The organism is Thermostichus sp. OS-CIW-26, from assembly GCF_054058395.1.
Window position 1 is genome coordinate 15,016 of record NZ_JBSSAG010000019.1, and the last position, 20,635, is coordinate 35,650.

The following is a 20,635-nucleotide window of genomic DNA, read 5'->3' on the forward strand; positions in this document are numbered from 1 at the left end:
CAGATGATGGCAACAGGCTAGCATGGGTAGCAAAAACCTGTGCAGCTCAAGTTTCTTAGGACGGCTTGGCATCTGAGTCTGCACCTGTTGAGTCTACATCTGTGCCGACGAGCAGATCGGCCTTTTGTAAAAGACGATGCACCTCTGCCCTCAGCTCCGGCCATCGGTAGGTCAGCAGGTTTGCCTTGGAGATGAACAGCAGCCGGTAGCCGGGTTTCAGGTTTGGGCACAGGGGGCGCAAGATTTCTCGCAACTGGCGGCGCAGCCGATTCCGCTTTACGGCAGATTTGCTCACCTTTCTGCCGATCACCAGTCCCACCTGGCTGGGGATCCCTTCGCACCCTGCGGGCATCGGCTGAAACAGCAGGGTCAAGCCTGCACCGGAACGACGTTGGCCCCCCTGGTAGAGCGCCTGAAAAGCTCGTCGATCCCGCAATCGATGAGGAGCCGGCAACATTGGGCACCGAGGAGAGTCTGCCCCAGAAGTCAGCGAGTTTTGGGCTGCAACGCTCCAAAAAACCAAGACAAATCAAATCTCTGACCAAAGGGCTTAGGAAACCGCCAGGCGATAACGCCCCTTGGCCCGCCGTCGCCGCAAGACCTGCCGCCCAGTTGCCGTTCGCATTCTGGCCCGAAACCCAGAGACGCGAATGCGTCTGCGATTGGTGCCACGAAGGGTACGCTGAGTCATGGTGAGAAGCCAACTTATGAATCCAAGATCATTTGCCAGAGCTGACCAGACCGAAATTAGCCCGCTTGAAACTGATCGCAGACGCTTAATCTTAGCAGACTCAATGGAAAATTGCTAGATTGGCCACCCCGCGCCGAGCAGTTAAATTGGGAATCCCGAAGCTCCTGTCGAGGAAGCCGCCGCTGTTTCCTCTGGGCTTCTGCTGTGTCGCTCTGAGTGTGTGGTGTGGATATTTCCCTGGATCAGCTCTGGGATGAAGCCCTGTGTCATCTGCAGGTGCAGCTCAGCCGCCCAACCTTTGAGGCTTGGATCAAAACGGCGCGGGCTGAATCGTTGGTGGACAACCGCCTCACCATCTGTACCCCCAGCGAATGGGCACGGGGCTGGCTGCAAAAGCACTACGCTTCCACCATCACCGAGGTGGTGCAGCGGGTAGCCGGGATCCCTTTGCAGGTGGAGTTTTCCGTTTCCCCCCACGCTTCTGTCGAGGCAGAACCCCCTTCAAGGGCGATTTCCACAACATCGGGCAGAGCCGGCAGCTTACCTGCCTCCACCACCCTAGGACTGGAAGTCGGCGGCAGCCTGCCCATGCGGGCGCCGGATCTCAACCCCAAGTATTCCTTCTCGCGGTTTGTGGTTGGCCCCAACAACCGCATGGCTCACGCTGCAGCTCTGGCTGTGGCCGACAAGCCTGGGCGCGCCTACAACCCCCTGTTTCTCTGCGGTGGGGTGGGTCTGGGCAAAACCCACCTGATGCAGGCCATTGGCCACTACCAACTGGAGGCCAATTCACGCGCCAAGGTCTTCTACGTGTCCACCGAACGGTTTACCAACGATTTAATCGATGCCATCCGGCGAGACAGCATGCAGTCTTTCCGGGAGCACTATCGGGATGTGGATATTTTATTGGTGGACGACGTTCAATTTATCGAAGGCAAAGAGTACACCCAAGAGGAGTTTTTTCACACCTTTAACACCCTGCACGAGTCCGGCAAACAGATCGTACTGGCCGCCGACCGTTCCCCCCATTTGATCCCTCGTCTGCAGGAACGTCTCTGTTCTCGGTTTTCGATGGGCCTGATTGCCGAAATTCAATCGCCGGATATCGAAACCCGCATGGCCATTCTCAAGAAGAAAGCCGAGTACGAGGGAATGAACTTGCCCGCAGAGGTGATCGAGTACATTGCCACCACCTACACCAGCAACATCCGCGAGCTGGAAGGCGCCCTGATCCGCGCCGTCGCCTATGTTTCCATTTCCGGCTTGCCGATGAGTGTAGAGACGATTCAGCCCATCCTCAATCCCCCCAGCGAGCCGAAAGAGATCACCGCCGACATGATTACCGATGTGGTCTGTGAAGAATTCGGCATCGACCGAGACAGTTTACTGGGATCCTCCCGCAAGCGCGACATCAGCCAAGCACGGCAAATTGCCATGTTCTTGATGCGCCACTACACCAACCTCAGCCTGCCCAAAATTGGCGACTACTTTGGGGGAAAAGATCACACCACCGTCCTCTATAGCTGTGAAAAGGTCAGTCAGCTACAGCGGCAAAGTCTGCAATTTGAACGGCAACTGCAAAAATTGGTCGAGCGCTTGCGGGTGGTTGCCAACAGCCGGAGCAGCTAGGCTTTCTGTTGTCGCTGGGCCGTCTTTGAGGTGTTGTTGCCGCGCTGTGGAGCACCTCCAGCCTTGCCCGTCTGCGTGGAGAATCCCTCGGAAAGCGGCTACAGTAGGGACGCGATGCATGGGGTTGCAGGCGGTGAGACAGTCTGGCAAAGGGCTTCCCCTGGGTATGCTGCTCCTCTGGGCTGGACTGGTGCCTGGGTGGCCAGTTTGGGCCAATTCCACGCAAGCCAGCATTCAGGATCCGGCGCCAGCCACGCTCTCAGCCGCTTTGGATTTGGGCTTGGATAGCCAACTTTTGGAAGGCAGCCCCGTGTTGCGCCGCTGGCTGCAAAACCCGCCCCATCTCCTGGAAGAAATCCGCAACACCCCTGTCTTGCCCACCCGCTTGCAGGCCGGCTTTGAGTCCTCTTCGCACTGGCGAATCAGCCTACAAGACTTGCGTCTGGGAGATCGCCTCACCCTCAGCGGTGACTATCGCCAATCTTCCGAACATCCCGAAGTGCGCCAGTACGGGTCGGAAATGCGCTACTTTCTGGCCCCCATGGGATCCCGTTTTAATCTGGCGCCACAACTGGGGTATCGGGCTTTGGAACAAAAGAACCGCAGCCTCAGCGGAGTTAGCTATGGGGCTTTTGCTGTTTTGGCCTTGGCTCCGGGAGGTGTAGATTTGACCGGCAGCTACAGTTGGGTTGCCCCCCAGGAGCCGGAAGAAGGACAGGCCACCCTGGCGGAGCTCACTGCTGCCTACGCCATTAGCCCTTCCTTTCGTCTTTCTGCTCGCTATAGCCTGCGCAACTCGACCCTGGATCGGGAGTTTAGCTTTGGCGTTGGGCTGGAGTGGATCCCCTAGCCTGCGCTCTCGCCCTCACTCCCAGGCCCTCTCCCGGTGGAAGAGGAGGGCTGGGGATCGACGCGACTTGGATTTGGGTGATGGCTCCGCTCTGGACTCAATGAATGGCCACCTCAACCCAGCCCAGATCAGAGGCGCACTGCCCGCACAAAGGCCACCCAACCCAAGCTGAGATAACGCTCCAACTGCAGCCCCACCTGTTGAAGGTGCTCGCGCAACTGGGTTTCCGAGAAAAAATGAAGGCCGGTGGCTTCCAGCCATTGCTGCACCATCTGCCCCCATCCCTGGACCTGCTGGCTGTGCATCGAGACAAAGGCCCCTCCCGGTTTCAAGACGCGGGCAATTTCCCGCAAACAGGGATCCAAAGGCAATTCGTTCAAGGTGGCCCCGCTGATCACCGCCCCAAAAGTTCCAGAGGCGAGGGGAAGCTGTTCAGCCCGAGCCCGCATCAGGCTGTAGTGCTGCCAGTGGGGCTGCGCTTGTTGAGCGGCTTCCGCCAATACCCCTGCTGCATTGTCCAGGCCGATCACCGTCCGTTGTGGATCCTTGGCCAGGAGCAAGCGGCTCCAGTACCCCCCGGCAGTGCCCAAATCCAAGATGGGATCCCCCTCCCCCACCAACTCGGCCAGCAGTTGACTCTCCCGCTCGCTCCCAAAGCTCTCCCCCGTCAGCAGCGACAGAGCCCAGGGCCGCCAGAGGCGATCGTAGCCCCAGGCAAACCCAGGCAGATGGGCAATGGCTTGGGCCGGCGTGAGATGCAGGTCCGATGAGCTGCCGATAAAATCCACAGCCCCAGAAGCGGTGATGGGGTAAATTTGGCCACAACTGGGACAATAAACCCGATCTGCCACGGATCCCTGTTCCCGCCCTGGTGATTGGGTCAACCCTTCCCGACCGCAGCTCAGGCAGCGATAAAGGTGAACCGGCAAAGCAGAGAGCGAAGAGAGCATGCGACAGCCCAACGCAACCCAAAACTCGCGAGGAAAAGGGGGCAGCTGCCGGGATCCAGCCCCAACAACCCCCCCAGTTGTCTATCTGGCAATGGAGATGGGATCCCTTAGACCAGCTTTGGACTCCGTCCCGCTTCCGGGAATGGACTGGGTAGGCCGACCTTCTCCGGGATGGGCACATACTCCGAGACAATCGCCCGGAATTCGTCGCCATCCAGGGTTTCCCGTTCCACCAAGGTATCGGCCAATCGATCCAGCAGAGGGCGGTGCTCCAGCAAAATCTGCTTGGCTTTCTGGTAACAGCTCTCCAGGATCTGCCGCACCTGGCGGTCGATCTTGGCGGCCACATCCTCCGAGTACTCGACGCGGTTCATCCAGCCGCCGCCCAAGAATACCTCGTTGTTGGGGGGATCCAGCATCAAGGGCCCCAGCTCAGACATGCCAAAGCGGGTCACCATCTGCCGCACCAGATTCGTGTTCTGCTGCAGGTCGTTGCTGGCTCCGGTGGTCACTTCCGAGTAGCCGAAGACGATCTCTTCGGCCGCCCGACCGCCAAAGCCCACCACCACCCGATCCAGCAGCCAAGCGCGGCTGTACATGCCGGAGTCGATCTGCTCCTCGTTGGGCAGTTGCTGGGCAAAGCCACCTGCGCCGCCGGAACGGGGGATGATGGTCACCTTGTTCAAGGGATCTGCATGGGGCAGCAGCGTCATCAACAGGGCATGGCCACACTCGTGGTAGGCGATCAGGCGCTTGCTCTTGCCGTCCAGAAGCGGCGGCTTGGTCAGGCCAATGGTGATGCGGTCAATGGCGTCCTCAATGTCTTGGTTGGTGATGGCCATGCGCTGACGGCGGGCCGCCAAAATGGCCGCTTCATTGAGCAGGTTGGCCAGATCCGCACCGGCAAAGCCAGGGGTACGGCGGGCAATCGCCTCCAGGCTGACCTCTTCCGCCAGCTTCTTGTTGCGGGCATGCACCCGCAAGATCTCGTAGCGCCCCTTAAAGCTAGGCCGATCCACCGTAACCTGGCGGTCGAAGCGCCCCGGACGCAAGAGAGCGGCATCCAACACATCAGGGCGGTTGGTGGCGGCAATCACGATAATGCCGGTGTTGCCCTCAAAGCCGTCCATCTCGGTGAGCAACTGGTTCAGGGTTTGCTCGCGTTCGTCGTTGCCCCCGCCAATGCCGGCCCCCCGCTGCCGGCCCACCGCGTCAATCTCGTCGATGAAGACGATGCAGGGCGCATTCTCCTTGGCCTTCTTGAAGAGATCCCGTACGCGAGAGGCACCCACCCCGACAAACATTTCCACAAACTCAGAGCCGGACAGGCTAAAGAAAGGCACTCCTGCCTCGCCGGCAATGGCCTTGGCCAGAAGGGTTTTGCCCGTCCCCGGCGGCCCCACCAACAACACGCCTTTGGGGATCTTGGCCCCAACAGCGGTGAAGCGCTCCGGCTTCTTCAAGAAGGTAACCACCTCTTGCAATTCTTCTTTGGCTTCTTCAATCCCGGCCACATCGTCGAACTTAACGCCGGTTTTGGCTTCCATCTGAAAGCGGGCCCGCGATTTGCCGAAGTTCATTGCCTGCCCAGGGCCGCCCGCTCCGCCACCGGCACGCCGCAGGAAAAAGAACAACCCCCCCAACAGCAACAGCGGGATCACCAGGTTGCCCAGAAGCGCCCAAAAGGCGCTGCCATTGCGGGTGGGTACCACTGCCACTTCGATCCCCTGCTCGGTGAGGCGGTCCACCAGTTGCGGTACGGTGTTGGGCAGCAGGTTCACTCGGTAGCGGGTGGAATGCTGGGTCTGGGGATCCACAGCCGTAACTTCAGCTACCAGATTGTTGTCCGTGAGGCGCACATCCGTAACCCGCCCCTCCTCGACGTAGCGCAAAAAGCGATCGTAGGTGAGGGCCGAGGCCAAAGCTGCATGGGCGGGTGCAGGCTGCAGCACCAGGCCGGATCCCTGCCAGAGACAAAAGCCCAGCAGGAGGGCGATCAGCCAGCGCTGGGGAGATAGAGGCTTGTTCATAGGGAAGAGAACGCTCGGTTATTAAAAGTCCTTTAACAAACTTAACCTGTCCCTCCTGGAAGGCACAACCCTACCCCCGCAAGGATGAGCTCCTGAGGGATCCCTGCCTCATCCGATGCCCGCCACAAGCCTGCAGTTAGGCCGAGCCGGGGGATCCCAGACCATCCAGCCCATAGACGCGCCGCCACATGGAGTCAGCCAGAGCAGCGGGCATGAGCCGCATCAGCCCCAACGCCACCTTACCCCCCGTGAAAGCGGTGTAGCGGTCGGAAGGGTGAGGATCGGTCATCGCCCTCAAGATCGGCTCCGCCACTTTTTCCACCGGCCAGGCCATTTTGCTGAACGAGCTGGCCAGCTCGGCGGTCTTGTCCAAGATCGCCTTGTAGGGGCCGTTGGGGTTGACAACGGCAGCAAAGGTTTCTTCCGCCACGCGGCCAAACTCGGTGGCTACCGGCCCCGGCTCGATCAAGATGACCTTGATGCCGAAGGGGGCCACTTCCACCCGCAGGGCGTCGCTGAGGGCTTCGACAGCAAACTTGGTGGCGCTGTAAACGCCGCTGAAAGGCATGGACAGCTGGCCGGCCACCGAGCTGAGGTTGAGGATGCGGCCACTGCCCCGTTCCCGCATTTGGGGCAAGAGGGCACGGGTGAGGGCGTGCAAGCCAAATACATTCACCTCAAACTGGCGCCGCATGGCCGCCACATCCACCTCTTCCACCGGCCCCATCTGGCCATAGCCGGCGTTGTTCACCAGGATATCCACCCGGCCAAAGTGATCCAGAGCCTTTTGGGCCAGCGCCTCCACCTGGGCCGTATCGGCCATGTCGGTGGGCACCACCAGCGCCTCCGCTCCCCGACTCTCCACCAAGTCTTTGACGTTTCGCAGCAGCCCTTCCCGGCGGGCCGCCAGCACCAAGCGAGCCCCGCGTTTGGCCGCCTCCAGAGCGACGGCTTCCCCAATTCCAGCAGAGGCACCGGTAATCAGCACCACTTGATTGGCAAGTGAAGGCATGGTTTCTTTATATCCAAACTCTCCACCATCCTAGAAGAACGACCGGGATCCCTGGAGAGGGGCAGCCTCGCCTTCCGAACTTCTGGATTCGGCATCCGCTATCATGGCTACATTGGGTAAACCCAGAAAACAGCCGGGACAAAGCCCGATAGACAGGTCTCTGCTTGGGCTGAAGTCCTATGGTGCTTTGATTTAAAGTAGAGAGTTGTGTATAGGGTGCAGCGACTGTGAAGTACTTCTGCAGGCGAGTTGGCCGAGGTCGATCTCTCTCCCCGGAAGAGCGTTGGGTTGTTACTGAGGTTCGATTGGCTCAATTGCTCAGGGCAGCGGAAGCCAACTTGCGGGCCAATTCTGAGTTGCGCCAACAGCAGCAGGAGCAGCAAAAGCAACTGGAAGCCGAGCGCCGCCACAGCGAAGCCCTAAGAGACTCGACCGCCGATTTGCGCACCAGCGTGATGGAGCTGCGGGAAGGACAGGCCCTTTGGCAGAGCCATGTGGAAGAGCTGCGCTCTTGTCTGCGGGAGCTGCTCAAGGAACAAAGCGAACTGGTGCAGATTGTTGCCCAGCAGCAGCACATCCTGAAGGATTGTCAGGAAGTCATCCGCGCCATGCTGGAGCAAATGCGAGATGACCACCGAGACTTCCGCTCTGCCATCAGCATCTTGCTGGAGGAGCTGCACCAAACCGTGCGCTGTTTGGTTCTCAAGGCAGGTGGAACCCTTCCCAAGCCCGTTCGCCATCCCGAAGCGCCGGAGACGGATCCCAGCTCTCAGCCGGCCGATTCTGCCTCGCCTGGGGAAGGCTCTCCGTCCTAGCGGCAGTAGCTATCCTGCCTCGGCTTCCGGCAGCCACTGCGGCCAGAACAGGCGCAACTCCCTGACCCGCTCCCCTTTGACCAGGAGGGATCCGTCCCCGGATCGGCTTTGCAGCGGGATGTCAGCAGGGGAGAAGGAGTACATCCGTTCGGACTCCGTGAGCACATCCAGTTGCAGATGGGGATGCTGCTCCAAATCGGGGGGGAGACCCACCAAGCTCGCCAAGCCATCTCCCCGGTCGGAGAAGTGAAAGGCCGGCACGCCCACTTGACTCCGCTCCAGGATGGGGATCTCGCTCAGGGGCAAGCGCTTCAGGTGGCCCAACCGGCTGGCCAGAACCAGGATCCCTTGCGGGGGCAGCAGCGCCATACCAACTATTCGCTCGGCGCGCCCCAAACGCAGGGCCGGCGATCCCATAGCCGCTCGACCCATCAAAGGGATCCCTTCGGCAGCCAGCCGCAGCACCCGTCCCCCTGAAGTAGCCAGGACGACGCTGTAGCCTTGGTGGCCGGGATCCCAAAGGGCTGCCCAGCCCAGCTCATCTCCCTCTTTTAGCTTTAGGACAGTGGATCCCCGTTGGGTGAGGCCCATCAACTCTGCCAGGGCCAGCCGCTTGATCCGCCCCTGCCGGCTGAGCACCACCAAACTTGCCTTGCCCGGATCCGGATCCAACGTGAAGGTGGCAACCATCGGCTCAGGGTTGGGAAGAAGGGTGAGCAGGGGTACCCCCCGTGAAGACCCAGTGCTGAGGGGGATCCCTGCGATGGGCACGGTAAAAGCCTTGCCGCCGGGGGTGAGCACCAAGATTTCCTGCTCCAGCGTGACGCATTCCAGGCCGACCAGCACATCTTCCCCCAGTTCCCGTTGCGCCGGGTTGCTGCGGGAGCGACGGCCAGGCAGAGGCAGGCGGCGCACATAGCCCTTGCGGGTGAATTGCAGCAAGAAGTGGGTCTCTTCCGTCTCTTCGCCGCTGGGGATTTGGGCCACTTCCGCTTCCAGCTCCGAGGCCGAGAGGATCTGGGTGCGCCGGGGATCCCCGAAGGTCTTTTTCAGGTGTCGCAGCTCTTTTTTCAAATAATTCAAGAGCTTGCGGCGGTCGCTGAGTAGCCCCTGCAGTTCTTCGATGCGGGTCTGCAACTGGGCGTGTTCCTGGTGCAGCCGTTCCCGCTCCAATCCCGTCAGGCGACGCAGAGGCATGGCCAAAATCGTCTCTGCCTGCTGGGGGGTACAGCCCAGGCGAGTTTGCAATTGGGCTTTGGCCGTGGTGCCATCGGGCGCTTGCCGCAGCAGCTCGATCACCCCCTCCAGATCCGCCAACGCCAGCAACATTCCTGCCACCTCTTCCGCCTTGCGCTGCACCTGCTGCAACTCGGCACGGAACATCCGGTTGAGGGTGGCCTCGCGAAATTGCAAAAAGTGTTGCAGGATCTCCTTGAGGCTGAGCTGCCGCGGTTCCCCGTTCACCAAAGCCAGCAGGATGGCTCCAAAGTTGCTTTGCAAAGGGGTGAGCTTATACAACTGCTGCAAAACCGCCTGCGGGTTGGCTTCTCGCTTGAGCTCCACCACCACGCGAATGCCGCTGCGATCCGACTCATCCCGCAGATCGGCGATGCCGCTGATGCGGTCTTGGTTGGCCAGCTCGGCCACTTTTTCGATCCAGGCGGCTTTGTTCACCTGATAGGGAAACTCGCTGATGATCAGGGCGGGTCGGCGGTGGCGTCCTTTGCCCGGCTGGATCTCCTCGAAGCGGGCTACCCCCCGCAGGGTGATGGAACCGCGCCCGGTGAGGTAGGCTGCGCGGATCCCTTGGGTGTCTAAGATTTGGCCGCCGGTGGGAAAATCCGGCCCTGGGATCCACCGCAACAGTTCCTCAGGGCTGAGGTCGGGATGGTCGATCAAAGCCAACAGGCCATCCACCACTTCCCCCAGGTTGTGGGGTGGGATATTGGTGGCCATGCCCACAGCAATGCCGGCAGAGCCGTTGAGCAGCAAAATGGGCAAGCGGGCCGGAAGAACGGTGGGCTCCGCCTGGGATCCGTCGAAATTGGGCATGAAATCGACAATCGCTTCCGATACCTGCTCCAGAAGCGCTGTGTGGCTCAGCTCCGCCAGCCGGCACTCCGTGTAGCGCATAGCCGCCGGCGGGTCATCATCCACAGAGCCGAAGTTGCCGTGTCCCGCCACCAGGGGATAGCGGCTGGAAAAGTCTTGTGCCATGCGCACCAGCGCGTCATAAACTGCCTGATCCCCGTGGGGGTGATATTTCCCCAGCACATCCCCCACCACCCGTGCGCATTTGCGGTAGGGGCGATCCGGCGTCAGGCCCAGCTCGTGCATGGCGTAGAGGATGCGGCGGTGTACCGGCTTGAGGCCATCCCGCACATCCGGCAAGGCCCGCCCCACGATCACGCTCATGGCGTATTCCAGGTAGGAGCGCTGCATCTCCCCCTGCAAATCGGTGGCAATCACCCGCCCTTGACGCGGCCCCCCGTTCGATTCGGATCCCAGTCCGTCGAGAGTCAGTTGCTGAGTCATGGCACAAAGGAGCGGAACGCTTTCCAGGTTACTGTAGCCGTTTCTCTGGTTCTTGCGAGGTGGGATCCCACACTGACAGGGGCTGAGAGACTGGAAATGCTGCTCACTATCCATCGAGTTGTATCCATGCGTTTCTCTGAAAGAGCTCAACCTTTGCTCGTTGTGGTATCGATCGGCGTGGGTCTGGCCCTCACAGGATGGCCAAACTCTGTCCAAATCTTAAGAGGCTGGGTACAACCTCTGTTGGCTTTGCTGCTTTATCTCACTTTCCTGGGCATTCCACTCGCATCTGGGGGAAAGGTTTTTTTCAGAAACTTGAGCAGGTTAATCGCGCTTCTAAAGCTGTATTGGCAGTGGCGTTGGCCAGTTTGTCGATCAACTTTCTGTGGACTCCGATTTTTGCCTGGGGATTGGGGGCTGTTTTTTTATCGGATCTGCCAGATTTGTGGGTTGGCCTGCTCATGTTGATGGTAACTCCTTGTACGGATTGGTATTTGGTTTTTACAGGGATAGCGGGTGGAAATGTGGTTTTAGCAACGGCCCTGTTGCCTGTTAATTTGGTTCTGCAAGTTTTGCTTTTGCCAGTTTATCTTTTGCTTTTGGCAGGAGATTTAGTCGAATTAAATGTTGAAATTTTATTGTCAGGCTTGTTTTGGATCCTTTTCTTGCCTTTGCTGGCAGCAGCACTCACACAATACTCCATTCGGCAAATCAAAACGGAACGTGGAGAGAGGGGATCCCTTGAAAGCTATCAAGACCGGATTAGCATCATGCAGATTGTGGCTTTGAATCTAGCGATAGTTTTTATTTTTGCCACTGAAGGAAGCATTCTCGCTGAGAATCCAGCCCTACTTTTCAAGCTTCTGCCTCCCATTCTGGTTTTTTTTCGCCGTCAACTTCCTCTTGGCTTACCAGGTCAGCCGCTGGCTGGGTTTGGCTTATGAGGAGTGGGTCTGTTTGACCTGTACAACCTTGGCTCGCAATTCTCCGCTTGCTTTGGCCATTGCTGCTTCTGCTTTTCCGCAGCGTCCGTTGATCCTTCTGGCTTTGGTGATCGGCCCCCTGATCGAGCTGCCGGTTTTGACGATTGTTGCCCAGATGCTGTTGCAAATTCGACAGAAGAGATGCTGGAAGCAGGCTCGACGCTAGTTGAGGTGGCGCTCGGCCAATTCTAGCCAACGGGCGGTCCCGGAGTCGATGGCGGCGGTTAAGTCTGCCAGTTTCTGGGCTAACTTTTGCACTTCGCTGTAGCCGCTGGGAGGGTTGCGATAAAGGATCTGCTCAATTTCAGCTTTTTCTGCCTCCATCTGCGGAATTTGGCTTTCAAGCTGCTCATATTCCCGTTTTTCTTTGAAGGAGAGTTTTCTGCTTTGTGGGATCCTATCAAGCTCTTTTTCAGGCTGGGGAATGAGAGGGACAGACTCAGGGCGGGCGGATTTGATCTCACTCTCTTGGCGCTGCTTATGCTCCAGATAAACAGAATAGTTGCCAGGATATTGCCGGATTTGGCCGGATCCCTCAAAGGCGAAGATGCGATTCACGGTGCGATCCAAAAAATAGCGGTCATGAGACACCACGATCACACAACCATTGAATTCTTCCAGATAGTCTTCCAATACTGCCAAGGTTTGCACATCCAGATCATTGGTGGGCTCATCCAAAATCAACACATTCGGCGCTTGCATCAACACCCTCAACAAAAACAAGCGGCGGCGCTCACCACCGGAAGTGGAGTGGGGCATATTGTTGATTGGGGGGAAAGAGAAAGCGCTCCAACATTTGCGATGCGGTGATCGTCTCCCCATCGGCAGTTTTCACCAGCTCTGCCACTTCTTTGAGGTACTCGATCACCCGTTGGTCGGGGTTGAGGCTGAGATCGTCAGAGTGTTGGTCGAAGTAGCCAATGTGGATGGTGGGGCCAATCTCCACTCGGCCCGCATCTGGAGCCAATTTGCCGATGATGATATTCATCAAAGTCGATTTTCCCGCCCCATTGGGGCCAATAATGCCCACCCGATCATCGGGGGCAAAGGTATAGGTAAAGTCTTGAATGAGGAGTTGGTCGCCGTAGGATTTGTGGATCCCTTCTAGCTCGATCACCTTTTTGCCGATGCGACGCCCGGCGGTCGCAATATCCACTTGTCCCAGAGCTTGCTTGAATTCTTGATTTTGTAGGTCTTCGATGCGCTGTTTGCGGGCTTTTTGCTTGGTGCTGCGGGCTTTGGCGCCTCGTTTGAGCCATTCCAATTCCCGCCGTAAGAGATTGGCATACTTGCGTTGGGATCCCTTTTCGACCGCTTCAGCAGCCGCTTTTTTCTCCAGGTAGTAAGAGTAGTTGCCGCTGTAGGCATACAGATCGCCGCGATCAATTTCCAGAATGCGCTGGGTAACCCGATCCAAAAAATAGCGGTCGTGGGTGATCAGCAGCACTGCCCCAGCAAAACGATTCAAATAATCTTGCAACCATTCCACCGATTCGGCATCCAAGTGGTTGGTGGGCTCATCCATCAGTAGAGCATCTGGCTCTGCCAAGAGGGCTGACGCAATGGCAATCCGCTTACGGTATCCCCCCGACAAATCGCCAACGCGGGCCTGAAAGTCTGCAATGCCCAAACGGCTGAGAATGGTTTTGGCCTGGGTTTCCAGATCCCAAGCGGATTCCACCTCGATACGCTCGCTAATACTGGCCAACTGGGATAACAGACTGGGATCCCCACCTTGATGGGCCAAGCGATGGGAAAGCTCCTCGTAGGCTCGGATCAGGCGCATTTTTTCTCCGGCAGCCGCAAACACCTGCTCCAGCACCGTATGCTCGGGATCCATCTCTGGCTGTTGGGGTAGGTAGATTATCCTCGCCCCAGAACTGACCCAGAGGTCGCCCCCATCGATGGGTTCTAGGCCAGCGATCATCTTGAGCAGTGTGGATTTTCCGGAACCGTTGGTGCCGATGATGCCGACTTTATCGCCTTCTTCTAGGCTGAAACTGGCATTCCTCAGGAGTTCCTTGATGCCAAAATCTTTGCGAACGGAGTTGAGGGTGAACAGGGCCATGGGGGATCAGGATGCTGGGATCTGCAGGATAGGTCTGCAACGATGATACTGTCCGGCTCGATCCTGACTGTTGCAGGACAACAAAAAGGGATCCCCGATCGAGAAGGGATCCCATAAGTGAAAGATCTGCTGGAGAGGATTTAGAGCTTGTACTCCACGCCGCTGGCTTTATCAATAGTGCGGATCACTTCCCAATACTCTTTGTAAGTGATGGGAATGAACTGCTCCTCACCACTCTTGCCAAACTCTTCCGCTAGCTTGGTGCCTTCCCACTCAAAGGTGAAGAAAGCCTCTTTCACTTTTTCCGCCACTTCTGGGTGGAGGTTGTAGACAACTCCATAGGCTGTGGTGGGGAAAGTTTGAGATTTGTAGATGGTGCGAATTTTGCTGGGATCAATCGTGCCCCGCTTGGCCATGCGGGTCATCACGGAGTTGGCAATAGCCGCCGCCTCGTAGTCACCGTTAAACACACCCAAGATAGAGTTCTCGTGGTTGCCTGAGAAGACAGTTTGGTAGTCAACCCCGGGCTTCATGCCAAATTCCGCTTTCAGCAGCGCCGAAGGAGCCTTAAAGCCAGAGTTGGAGGTTTCGCTAGTGAAAGCCAATTGCCGACCGCGCAGATCTTCGATGGATTGGATATCGCTATCGGCAGGAACGATGATCTCCATTTCGTAGCCGAAGCTGCCATCCAAGCTGGCCATCATAGCAAAAGGACGGAAGCCCACCGCATTCACCGCCAAAGGGACAGAGCCGGTGTTAAAGCCGGTCACATGCAAACGGCCCGCCCGCATCGCTTCCAACTGAGCAGCATTGGACTGCACTGGGAAGTATTCCACCTTCTTGCCGGTTACCTCTGCCAAGTGATCGAGAAACTCAGCCCAAACGTTCTCGTAAATTGAGGGATCCTCAACGGGGGTGTAGGCAAAGATCAGGGTATCCGGATTGATCCACTCGTTCGGATCTTCCGGCACATCGGCAATCAAATCGCCATCGCGGTCGCAGAAGCGCACATCCATCTCCGGCGGACGGGGGCAATCTTTGGCCCGGGCATGCACCAGTCCAGACAGGGCTACAGAAGCACCGGCCACGGTGGCAACTAGCCCCACGAGCAAAGAGCGACGGCCTGCCAAGAAAGTTTTCATCATAGTGTCCATTGACTCCTCAATGAGGGCTTAGTGTTTCTTCAAGGAACTGATAGAAAATAGCAGGCTAGAGTTAACTTTTCGTTAAGCGAAGATTAAGAAAAGGTAATCTCCACTCAAAATCCGCAGAATTTCAGAGAGGGATCCCAGTGATTGCTACTGATACGCTGGGTTTACCCGTAGAACTCACTCCCAGGCCCGAATGGCCGAAATGGCCACCAGCAAGCTACCAAAACCGACAACACCCGCCAAAAATGCCCCAAAGTGCCCTTCGGTTTCGGGTAGCTCGTGCTTCAGCACTTGAAAGATTAAAACCCCCGCTACAAAGGCAATGCTGGCGGCTAAGGCTATCTCCGGCAAAATGGCCCTTTGCCCCATCAGCCAACCGACAAAAAGGGATCCGATCAACAGCCAACGCCCTTGGTGCTGAAATAAGTGGGGATGATGCTCAAATAGATCTTTACAGACGATGCTGAGGTGGATAGCCAAAGCGATGGTCAGCAACAGGCAACTGAGCCATTCTTGCACCGTGTGTCTTAGCAAATAACCCTTGCTTGGAAGATTGGGCCAGCCCCTCTAACCCATATACCGTAACAATGCCCAGCAACATGAGCAGATGAATGTGTTCAATCAAATAGCCCAACACAGGCACTTCTAGGGGCATCAAGTGTTGTTGCAGCTCCGTCACTTCCGCCAAAAAAGCCGTGAACACATAGGCCAGAGAAATCCCTCCACCCAGAGAGAGCCAGTAGCGCTGCGGAATGTTGTGCAGGAGTTGCTGTAGCCGCCGGGTGAAGAAGATCACCCCAATCAAGGTCAGCAGAAGGAGTAGGCTGAACATCTTGGCACCACAACTTGCAGAACTGTACCCACGTAAATACGCGGAGGAACTCCCTCGCAGATACCTTGGGCCGTCAGGCTGGGAGCTGGATTGATGAACCCTGCAAGAGAAACTCCTCTCTTATTACCCCCGCTCCAGCTGAGAATGCAGCCCATTTTGCCTGAGAGTGGGCTGAGAAACCGCAGATCAACCGCTTTTTCGTCCTCCTTGAAACCATTGACCTTGGCATCATGCTATGAGTTGATGCGACGGGATCCGATACATCAAGCCATGCCCACCCCCCCCATCCGCTTTGGCACCGACGGCTGGCGAGCCGTGATCGCCGATGGCTTTACTTTCCAAAACTTGGCCCTTGCCGCCCAGGCCAGCGCCCAAGTATTGGCCCGCACCTACCCCGGCGAAGGGATCCTGGTCGGCTACGACAACCGCTTTCTTTCGGAACGCTTTGCCGCCCACGTTGCTGAGGTGGTGGCCCGCCTGGGGATCCCAGTTTACCTCTCCACCTGTGTGGCCCCAACGCCGGCCTTTAGCTGGGGTGCCAAGGAGCGGGGCTGCCACGGCGCTTTGGTGATCACCGCCAGCCACAACCCCCCCCACTATTCCGGCCTCAAGGTCAAGGGGGGATTCGGTGGCTCCGTGCCGCCGGAAGTTACCGCCGCCATCGAGCAGGAGCTGCAAAGCCTCCAGCCTCTTGGATCCCACAAGGCCCCCATCCACACCTGGGATCCCTGGCCCGGCTACCTGGCTCAGCTCAGCCGCTTTGTGGATCTGGAAAAGCTCAAGGGATCCCCGGCCAAGATTTGGGTGGATGTCATGTTTGGCTCTGGCGCTGGCGGCCTCAAGCGCCTCTTGGGGGAGAAGGTCATTGAGTTGCAGGCGCATCGGGATCCCTTGTTTGGGGGATTTCCCCCTGAGCCTTTGCCCCAAAACCTGCAGGCTTCTGCTCAGATCATCGCGGCGGATCCGGCCCCCTTGAAAATGGGCCTGGTCTTTGATGGAGATGCCGACCGCATTGCCGCCCTGGATGGGCAGGGCCATTTCCTCAGCCCGCAGATCCTGATCCCCATCTTGATCGACCACTTGGCGGGGCGACGCGGCTTACGGGGCGAGATTGTCAAAACCATCAGCGGCTCCGAGCTGTTTGTTAAAGTTGCACAGCACTATGGCCTACCGGTTACGGAAATGCCGGTGGGCTTTAAGTACATCGCCGAGCGCATGATGAGCACCCAGGTGCTGTTGGGCGGGGAAGAATCGGGCGGCATCGGCTACCTGGGCCACATTCCCGAGCGGGATGCTCTGCTTTCGGCCCTCTATCTCATCGAAGCGGTCGCGGAAACCGGCCAAGATCTCAGCGCCCTTTACCGAGCTTTGCAGGAACGGGAAGGGTTCACCTCTGTTTACCTGCGCCGCGATCTCCACCTCGCGGATCAAAACCAACAAACTGAGTTATTCAAACGGCTACAGATGGATCCCCCGGCTGAGATTTTGGGGCAGAAAGTGATCAAGCATTTCGACAAAGACGGCCACAAATTTACCCTTGCCGACGGCAGTTGGGTGATGATTCGCGGCAGTGGCACCGAGCCTCTGCTGAGGTTGTACTCAGAGGCGAAAGACCTAAAAGCAGTGAACGCCCTCCTGGATTGGGCAGCAACATTGGCAGCTTAGTTCAGATCCGAGTACCAAGCCCTACGATACTGATCCGAAAAGCACGGAGTGACATACTCCCGCACTCATGCTGACGCAAAGCGCTCCGCGCCGCTAAAGCGAAAGAGTGCGGGCTTCTCAGTGACTCCTGTGAAGGACGTTTCCTGAGCTTTAAGAACGGGATGCCCCACCGCTCTGTATTTGATGTTTATCGCCGCGTTGTGGTCTCGGCTCAGCTCTAGCCCACAATGCGGGCAAGAGTGCCACCTGTCTTGAATGGTCTTCGGTACCTTTTGGCCGCACCGAGAGCAGTTTTGGCTTGTGCCGTTTGGATCCACTGCGATCACCCTCAGCCCAGCTCTTTCAGCCTTGACTGCGAGAATCCGCAGGAATTGCCCCCACCCGGCATCATAAGTAGATTTCGCTAGTTTGGTTCTGGCAATACCTTTGATGTTGAGCGCCTCATACGCAATATGCTTTCCCTTGCTTACCAGCTTCTTGGCTGTTTTGTAGTGGAAGTCTTTACGCTGGTTGGCCACCCTGAGATGAGCCTTGGCCACCCGCTTCAGGGCTTTCTTACGGCGGTTTGACCCTTTCTGCTTGCGGGATAAAGACCGCTGCAGCCTCTCCAGCCGCTTTTGGGCGCGGCGGTAATACTGGGGCACTGGGACGGACTCCCCCGTATCGGTCGTCAAAAAGGAGTCCAGCCCCATGTCGATCCCCATGGTGTTCTCCAGTGTTGGCAGGTCAGGAGTGAACTCGGGGACAGACGTATCTTGCAGGCTTAATGTCACATACCACCCGTCCGCTTTGCGGGTGATGGTAGCAGTCTTGATGACAAAACCGTCAGGCAAAGGACGGTGCTGAATCAGCTTAACTGTGCCAATCTTGGGCAGATGAATGAACTTCCCCTGAAGGCAGTCCTGCTTCATCTGGGGGAAGGTGAAGGAACGATACCGGCCCACCCCCTTGAATCTCGGCCTCCCTATCCTCTTGCCGTTGCGGTCGCCTTTCAGCCAGCGGTCGAATGCTTTGTGCACTCGCTCTACGCAATCTTGGAGGACTTGCGAGTGGACTGCTTGGTATTCGGGGAACCTTGCCTTGGTGTTCACCAAGTCTCGTTTTTGGGAGTAGACATCCGGCCTGTCTCTCAGATCAGGCAAATGACAGATTAAAGGGCAAGCGTTGATATCACAGCGGTTTTGCTCCCACCAGTTAAACCGCTCTGCCAGCCGATAGTTGTACTGCTTGCGCAACAGCTCCAGCCATTGCTCCATCAGGACAACTTGACTGGGCGTAGGCCGCAGGCGGTACTGATAGGCAGTCCTCATCTTAAGCGTACTCAGAAACCGCTACACTGATTATAGCGCCAGCAGGGATTAGCGACCATGAAGCATGATTTTGTTTCCAGCGGCAGAGCTGTATCTGATTTGAAGGCACACTTGGTCTTAACCACCAAGTACCGACGCAAGGTATTTACTAGAGAAATGTTGCAGCGATTGCATGAAGTTATGTATGACCTCTGCCAAAAGTGGGGCTGCAAACTTATTGAGTTTAACGGCGAGGCAGACCATGTTCATCTGCTGTTCCAGTACTACCCGCAGGTGGATCTGTCCAAATTGGTAAACAACATCAAATCCGTCTCTAGTCGCAGGATGAGAAGCGAGTTTGCGGACTACATCAGCAAGATATACCGGAAAAATGTGCTGTGGAATGAATCTTATTTCATCGCTTCATGTGGTGGGGTAACAGTCTCGGCATTGAGCCAGTACATTGAAAGCCAAGGTACTCCCGCCTCTCATCCCGACCCAAGCGCTCCGCGCCGCTAGCGCGTTCGCTTCAGCGGGCCGTAGGCCATACGTCCTGCGGACAGAGGGCGGGGCTTCTCGGCGGACTAGCTAAGCGCGCCCAGCCCCTGAGGAGACACGCTGGGGACTTTGGATTTGATGTGATCAGTTCCATCACCCCCTCCTAGCTTTGCACAGATTTCTTAGAGGCGATATTTGCTATTCGACTTTAACTGAAACAAACTTTTGAGCTGAAATCGGAGGAATCGAAGAATCGGTAACGGTCACCAATGCAGAGAAAGAAAGGCCAATGGGGGGCTGGTTTGCTGCCGCTGGACATTGAACGGAAATGATGCCTGTTGCGGGGTCGAATGCGAAGGGTGCTGCGGGAGCTGGCTCAGCTTTGAAAGTAAGAGGACTCTTAATGGTGCCGGTAAGAGTAACTTTTGGAGGCACAGTAAGCTTCAAGTTAAGTTTAGCGCTGCAGTTCACCGACGTATCGTATTCAATCCTAGATACTGGCAGGTGGCGGAGTTGGCAGCGCTTTAACTTCAACAGGGATCACAGCACTAAGATCGCTGGTCAAGAAATTGGTAGCAGTGGTCAGAGCTGTATTGAGCTTAATAGTGACTGAGCCTGCAGCTGCACCATCGGTCAGGCGAATAACCGCGAATTCCTGAGGTCCTTTGTTGCCTTCCTTAAAGACTAGCGTGCTGGTCGAAACGGTAAACGGAGCGCCTGGCACAAAAGGATTGGGAGTTCCGCTCACATCCAATACAACCTGCCCACCAATCGGAGCTGCTGCTTCGAGCGTAACCGCTACTTTAGCAGAGGTTCCAGCTGGAGCATTCTCGCCAAATGTAATGGAGGTAGGCTTAACAGCAATGCTAGGCGGTTCAGTTTGCAATAAGGTAACTGGCACAGCGATATTCACACTGCCCACCGGATAATTGCCAGCCGTTGTGGCAGGGTCGCGGGTAACTGTGATGGTGGCATTGCCCGCTTGCGTGGCCGGGATCAAACGAGTTAACCCAACTTTGGGTGTATCTGGGGATTCCGGTGGAATGACGACGGTTACAAAAGAGGCAGCCGTTGTAGAAATGCCCACCACCTGTGGGTTATTGCTTTCCACCTTCAACACCAAACTGCCATTAGCAGGAGCTTTGGAAGGCGTAAGGGTTATAGTTTCGGTAGAACCAACAGTTGTGCCTTTCGCAAACACAACTTTTTCCGGCGTAACGCTAACTTTCCCAACAGGGAACGGCGTCGGGGGAGGAGAAGGGAAAGGAGTAGAAGGAACAGGGATCTCCGCCTTAATGGTGGGAACAGGAGCAGGAGAGGGAATCGGAGGAATGGTTGGGGCTGGGAGAGGAGGTTGGATAGCAATGGTAGGAGTTGGTAAAGGGATCCCTGGGGCTATAGGAGGTAAACCCACCTCAGTGCCTCCGGTAGGTACGCTGGGCGTTTGCGGCGGAATGATCGGCCCAGGAACAAAGCTAGTGGCACTTTTGTCGTTGGATTGCTGACAGCCGATCAAGCTTGCCGTAGTGAAGAAAACAGCCCCCGCGCTGCCTAAAGCCCGCAACCAACTTCTTTCAGTCTTGAACTTTTGCACCTTCATTTCCTGCCACCTTCGCTTACAAAACGGAAGTCCTCTC

18 protein-coding genes and 1 pseudogene are annotated in these 20,635 nt (G+C 57.1%); 7 read left to right on the forward strand and 12 right to left on the reverse strand.

All coding sequences use genetic code 11. From position 1 onward, the window contains the following. Window positions 1-55: 55 nt before the first annotated feature. Window positions 56-457 carry a ribonuclease P protein component gene (gene rnpA, locus ACVW0C_RS08920; protein ID WP_414355543.1) on the reverse strand — a complete coding sequence of 134 codons (402 nt, stop codon included), beginning with the start codon at window positions 455-457 and terminating at the stop codon, window positions 56-58. Between the two features lie 93 nt (window positions 458-550). Next, window positions 551-691: a 50S ribosomal protein L34 gene (gene rpmH / locus ACVW0C_RS08925; RefSeq protein ID WP_011434477.1), complete on the reverse strand. Its 141-nt coding sequence runs from the start codon at window positions 689-691 to the stop codon at window positions 551-553. Between the two features lie 225 nt (window positions 692-916). Here rpmH and dnaA point away from each other — a divergent pair, with 225 nt between their 5' ends. After that, window positions 917-2,320 carry a chromosomal replication initiator protein DnaA gene (gene dnaA, locus ACVW0C_RS08930; protein ID WP_457384986.1) on the forward strand — a complete coding sequence of 468 codons (1,404 nt, stop codon included), beginning with the start codon at window positions 917-919 and terminating at the stop codon, window positions 2,318-2,320. Window positions 2,321-2,486: 166 nt separating this feature from the next. Further along, the gene (locus tag ACVW0C_RS08935) at window positions 2,487-3,170 is read left to right on the forward strand and encodes a hypothetical protein (RefSeq protein ID WP_148202667.1); all 684 of its coding nucleotides are present in this window, start codon (window positions 2,487-2,489) and stop codon (window positions 3,168-3,170) included. Window positions 3,171-3,298: 128 nt separating this feature from the next. On the opposite strand, the gene ACVW0C_RS08940 is transcribed toward ACVW0C_RS08935, so the two are convergent. The 3 genes from ACVW0C_RS08940 to ACVW0C_RS08950 all read right to left on the reverse strand — a co-directional run bounded on the left by ACVW0C_RS08940 (window position 3,299) and on the right by ACVW0C_RS08950 (window position 7,162). Continuing rightward, entirely contained in the window at window positions 3,299-4,120 is an 822-nt protein-coding gene (locus ACVW0C_RS08940; protein WP_414342194.1) for a class I SAM-dependent methyltransferase, read from the reverse strand. A gap of 107 nt (window positions 4,121-4,227) precedes the next feature. Beyond that, the gene (gene ftsH / locus ACVW0C_RS08945) at window positions 4,228-6,150 is read right to left on the reverse strand and encodes an ATP-dependent zinc metalloprotease FtsH (RefSeq protein ID WP_457384988.1); all 1,923 of its coding nucleotides are present in this window, start codon (window positions 6,148-6,150) and stop codon (window positions 4,228-4,230) included. Window positions 6,151-6,286: 136 nt separating this feature from the next. Then, entirely contained in the window at window positions 6,287-7,162 is an 876-nt protein-coding gene (locus ACVW0C_RS08950; RefSeq protein WP_457384989.1) for an SDR family NAD(P)-dependent oxidoreductase, read from the reverse strand. Window positions 7,163-7,389: 227 nt separating this feature from the next. Here ACVW0C_RS08950 and ACVW0C_RS08955 point away from each other — a divergent pair, with 227 nt between their 5' ends. Next, a complete protein-coding gene (locus tag ACVW0C_RS08955) occupies window positions 7,390-7,977 on the forward strand; it encodes a hypothetical protein (RefSeq protein WP_457384991.1) in 588 nt (195 codons plus the stop codon). Window positions 7,978-7,986: 9 nt separating this feature from the next. Here ACVW0C_RS08955 and ACVW0C_RS08960 read toward each other — a convergent pair whose 3' ends face one another. Continuing rightward, window positions 7,987-10,512, reverse strand: coding sequence for a DNA gyrase/topoisomerase IV subunit A (locus ACVW0C_RS08960; protein ID WP_457385024.1), 2,526 nt, complete (start codon window positions 10,510-10,512; stop codon window positions 7,987-7,989). A 197-nt stretch (window positions 10,513-10,709) separates the two neighbouring features. Here ACVW0C_RS08960 and ACVW0C_RS08965 point away from each other — a divergent pair, with 197 nt between their 5' ends. Then, on the forward strand, window positions 10,710-11,456 hold the full coding sequence (locus ACVW0C_RS08965; protein WP_457384993.1) for an arsenic resistance protein: 747 nt from the start codon (window positions 10,710-10,712) through the stop codon (window positions 11,454-11,456). 13 nt (window positions 11,457-11,469) lie between these two features. Then, on the forward strand, window positions 11,470-11,661 hold the full coding sequence (locus ACVW0C_RS08970; protein ID WP_457384995.1) for a hypothetical protein: 192 nt from the start codon (window positions 11,470-11,472) through the stop codon (window positions 11,659-11,661). Here the strand turns inward: ACVW0C_RS08970 and ACVW0C_RS08975 are convergent. The 4 genes and pseudogenes from ACVW0C_RS08975 to ACVW0C_RS08990 form a co-directional block, all read right to left on the reverse strand. Beyond that, a pseudogene (locus ACVW0C_RS08975) lies at window positions 11,658-13,563 on the reverse strand (ABC-F family ATP-binding cassette domain-containing protein). The gene ACVW0C_RS08970 and the pseudogene ACVW0C_RS08975 overlap by 4 nt on opposite strands. A 140-nt stretch (window positions 13,564-13,703) precedes the next feature. Beyond that, entirely contained in the window at window positions 13,704-14,708 is a 1,005-nt protein-coding gene (gene phnD / locus ACVW0C_RS08980) for a phosphate/phosphite/phosphonate ABC transporter substrate-binding protein (protein ID WP_457384997.1), read from the reverse strand. Between the two features lie 183 nt (window positions 14,709-14,891). Next, window positions 14,892-15,209, reverse strand: coding sequence for a hypothetical protein (locus ACVW0C_RS08985; RefSeq protein WP_457384999.1), 318 nt, complete (start codon window positions 15,207-15,209; stop codon window positions 14,892-14,894). Beyond that, on the reverse strand, window positions 15,166-15,546 hold the full coding sequence (locus tag ACVW0C_RS08990) for a hypothetical protein (protein ID WP_457385000.1): 381 nt from the start codon (window positions 15,544-15,546) through the stop codon (window positions 15,166-15,168). Before ACVW0C_RS08990 ends, ACVW0C_RS08985 begins: the two co-directional genes overlap by 44 nt. Before the next feature lie 270 nt (window positions 15,547-15,816). On the opposite strand from ACVW0C_RS08990, the gene ACVW0C_RS08995 reads away from it, so the two are divergent. Next, a complete protein-coding gene (locus tag ACVW0C_RS08995; protein ID WP_457385002.1) occupies window positions 15,817-17,211 on the forward strand; it encodes a phosphoglucomutase/phosphomannomutase family protein in 1,395 nt (464 codons plus the stop codon). Between the two features lie 65 nt (window positions 17,212-17,276). Here ACVW0C_RS08995 and ACVW0C_RS09000 read toward each other — a convergent pair whose 3' ends face one another. Then, window positions 17,277-18,521, reverse strand: a complete 1,245-nt coding sequence (locus ACVW0C_RS09000) for an RNA-guided endonuclease InsQ/TnpB family protein (protein ID WP_457385004.1) — start codon at window positions 18,519-18,521, stop codon at window positions 17,277-17,279. Window positions 18,522-18,578: 57 nt separating this feature from the next. On the opposite strand from ACVW0C_RS09000, the gene tnpA reads away from it, so the two are divergent. Then, the gene (gene tnpA / locus ACVW0C_RS09005) at window positions 18,579-19,019 is read left to right on the forward strand and encodes an IS200/IS605-like element ISSoc10 family transposase (protein ID WP_457385006.1); all 441 of its coding nucleotides are present in this window, start codon (window positions 18,579-18,581) and stop codon (window positions 19,017-19,019) included. 469 nt (window positions 19,020-19,488) lie between these two features. Here the strand turns inward: tnpA and ACVW0C_RS09010 are convergent, their stop codons facing one another. Continuing rightward, window positions 19,489-20,598 carry a hypothetical protein gene (locus ACVW0C_RS09010; RefSeq protein WP_457385008.1) on the reverse strand — a complete coding sequence of 370 codons (1,110 nt, stop codon included), beginning with the start codon at window positions 20,596-20,598 and terminating at the stop codon, window positions 19,489-19,491. Window positions 20,599-20,635: the final 37 nt, after the last annotated feature.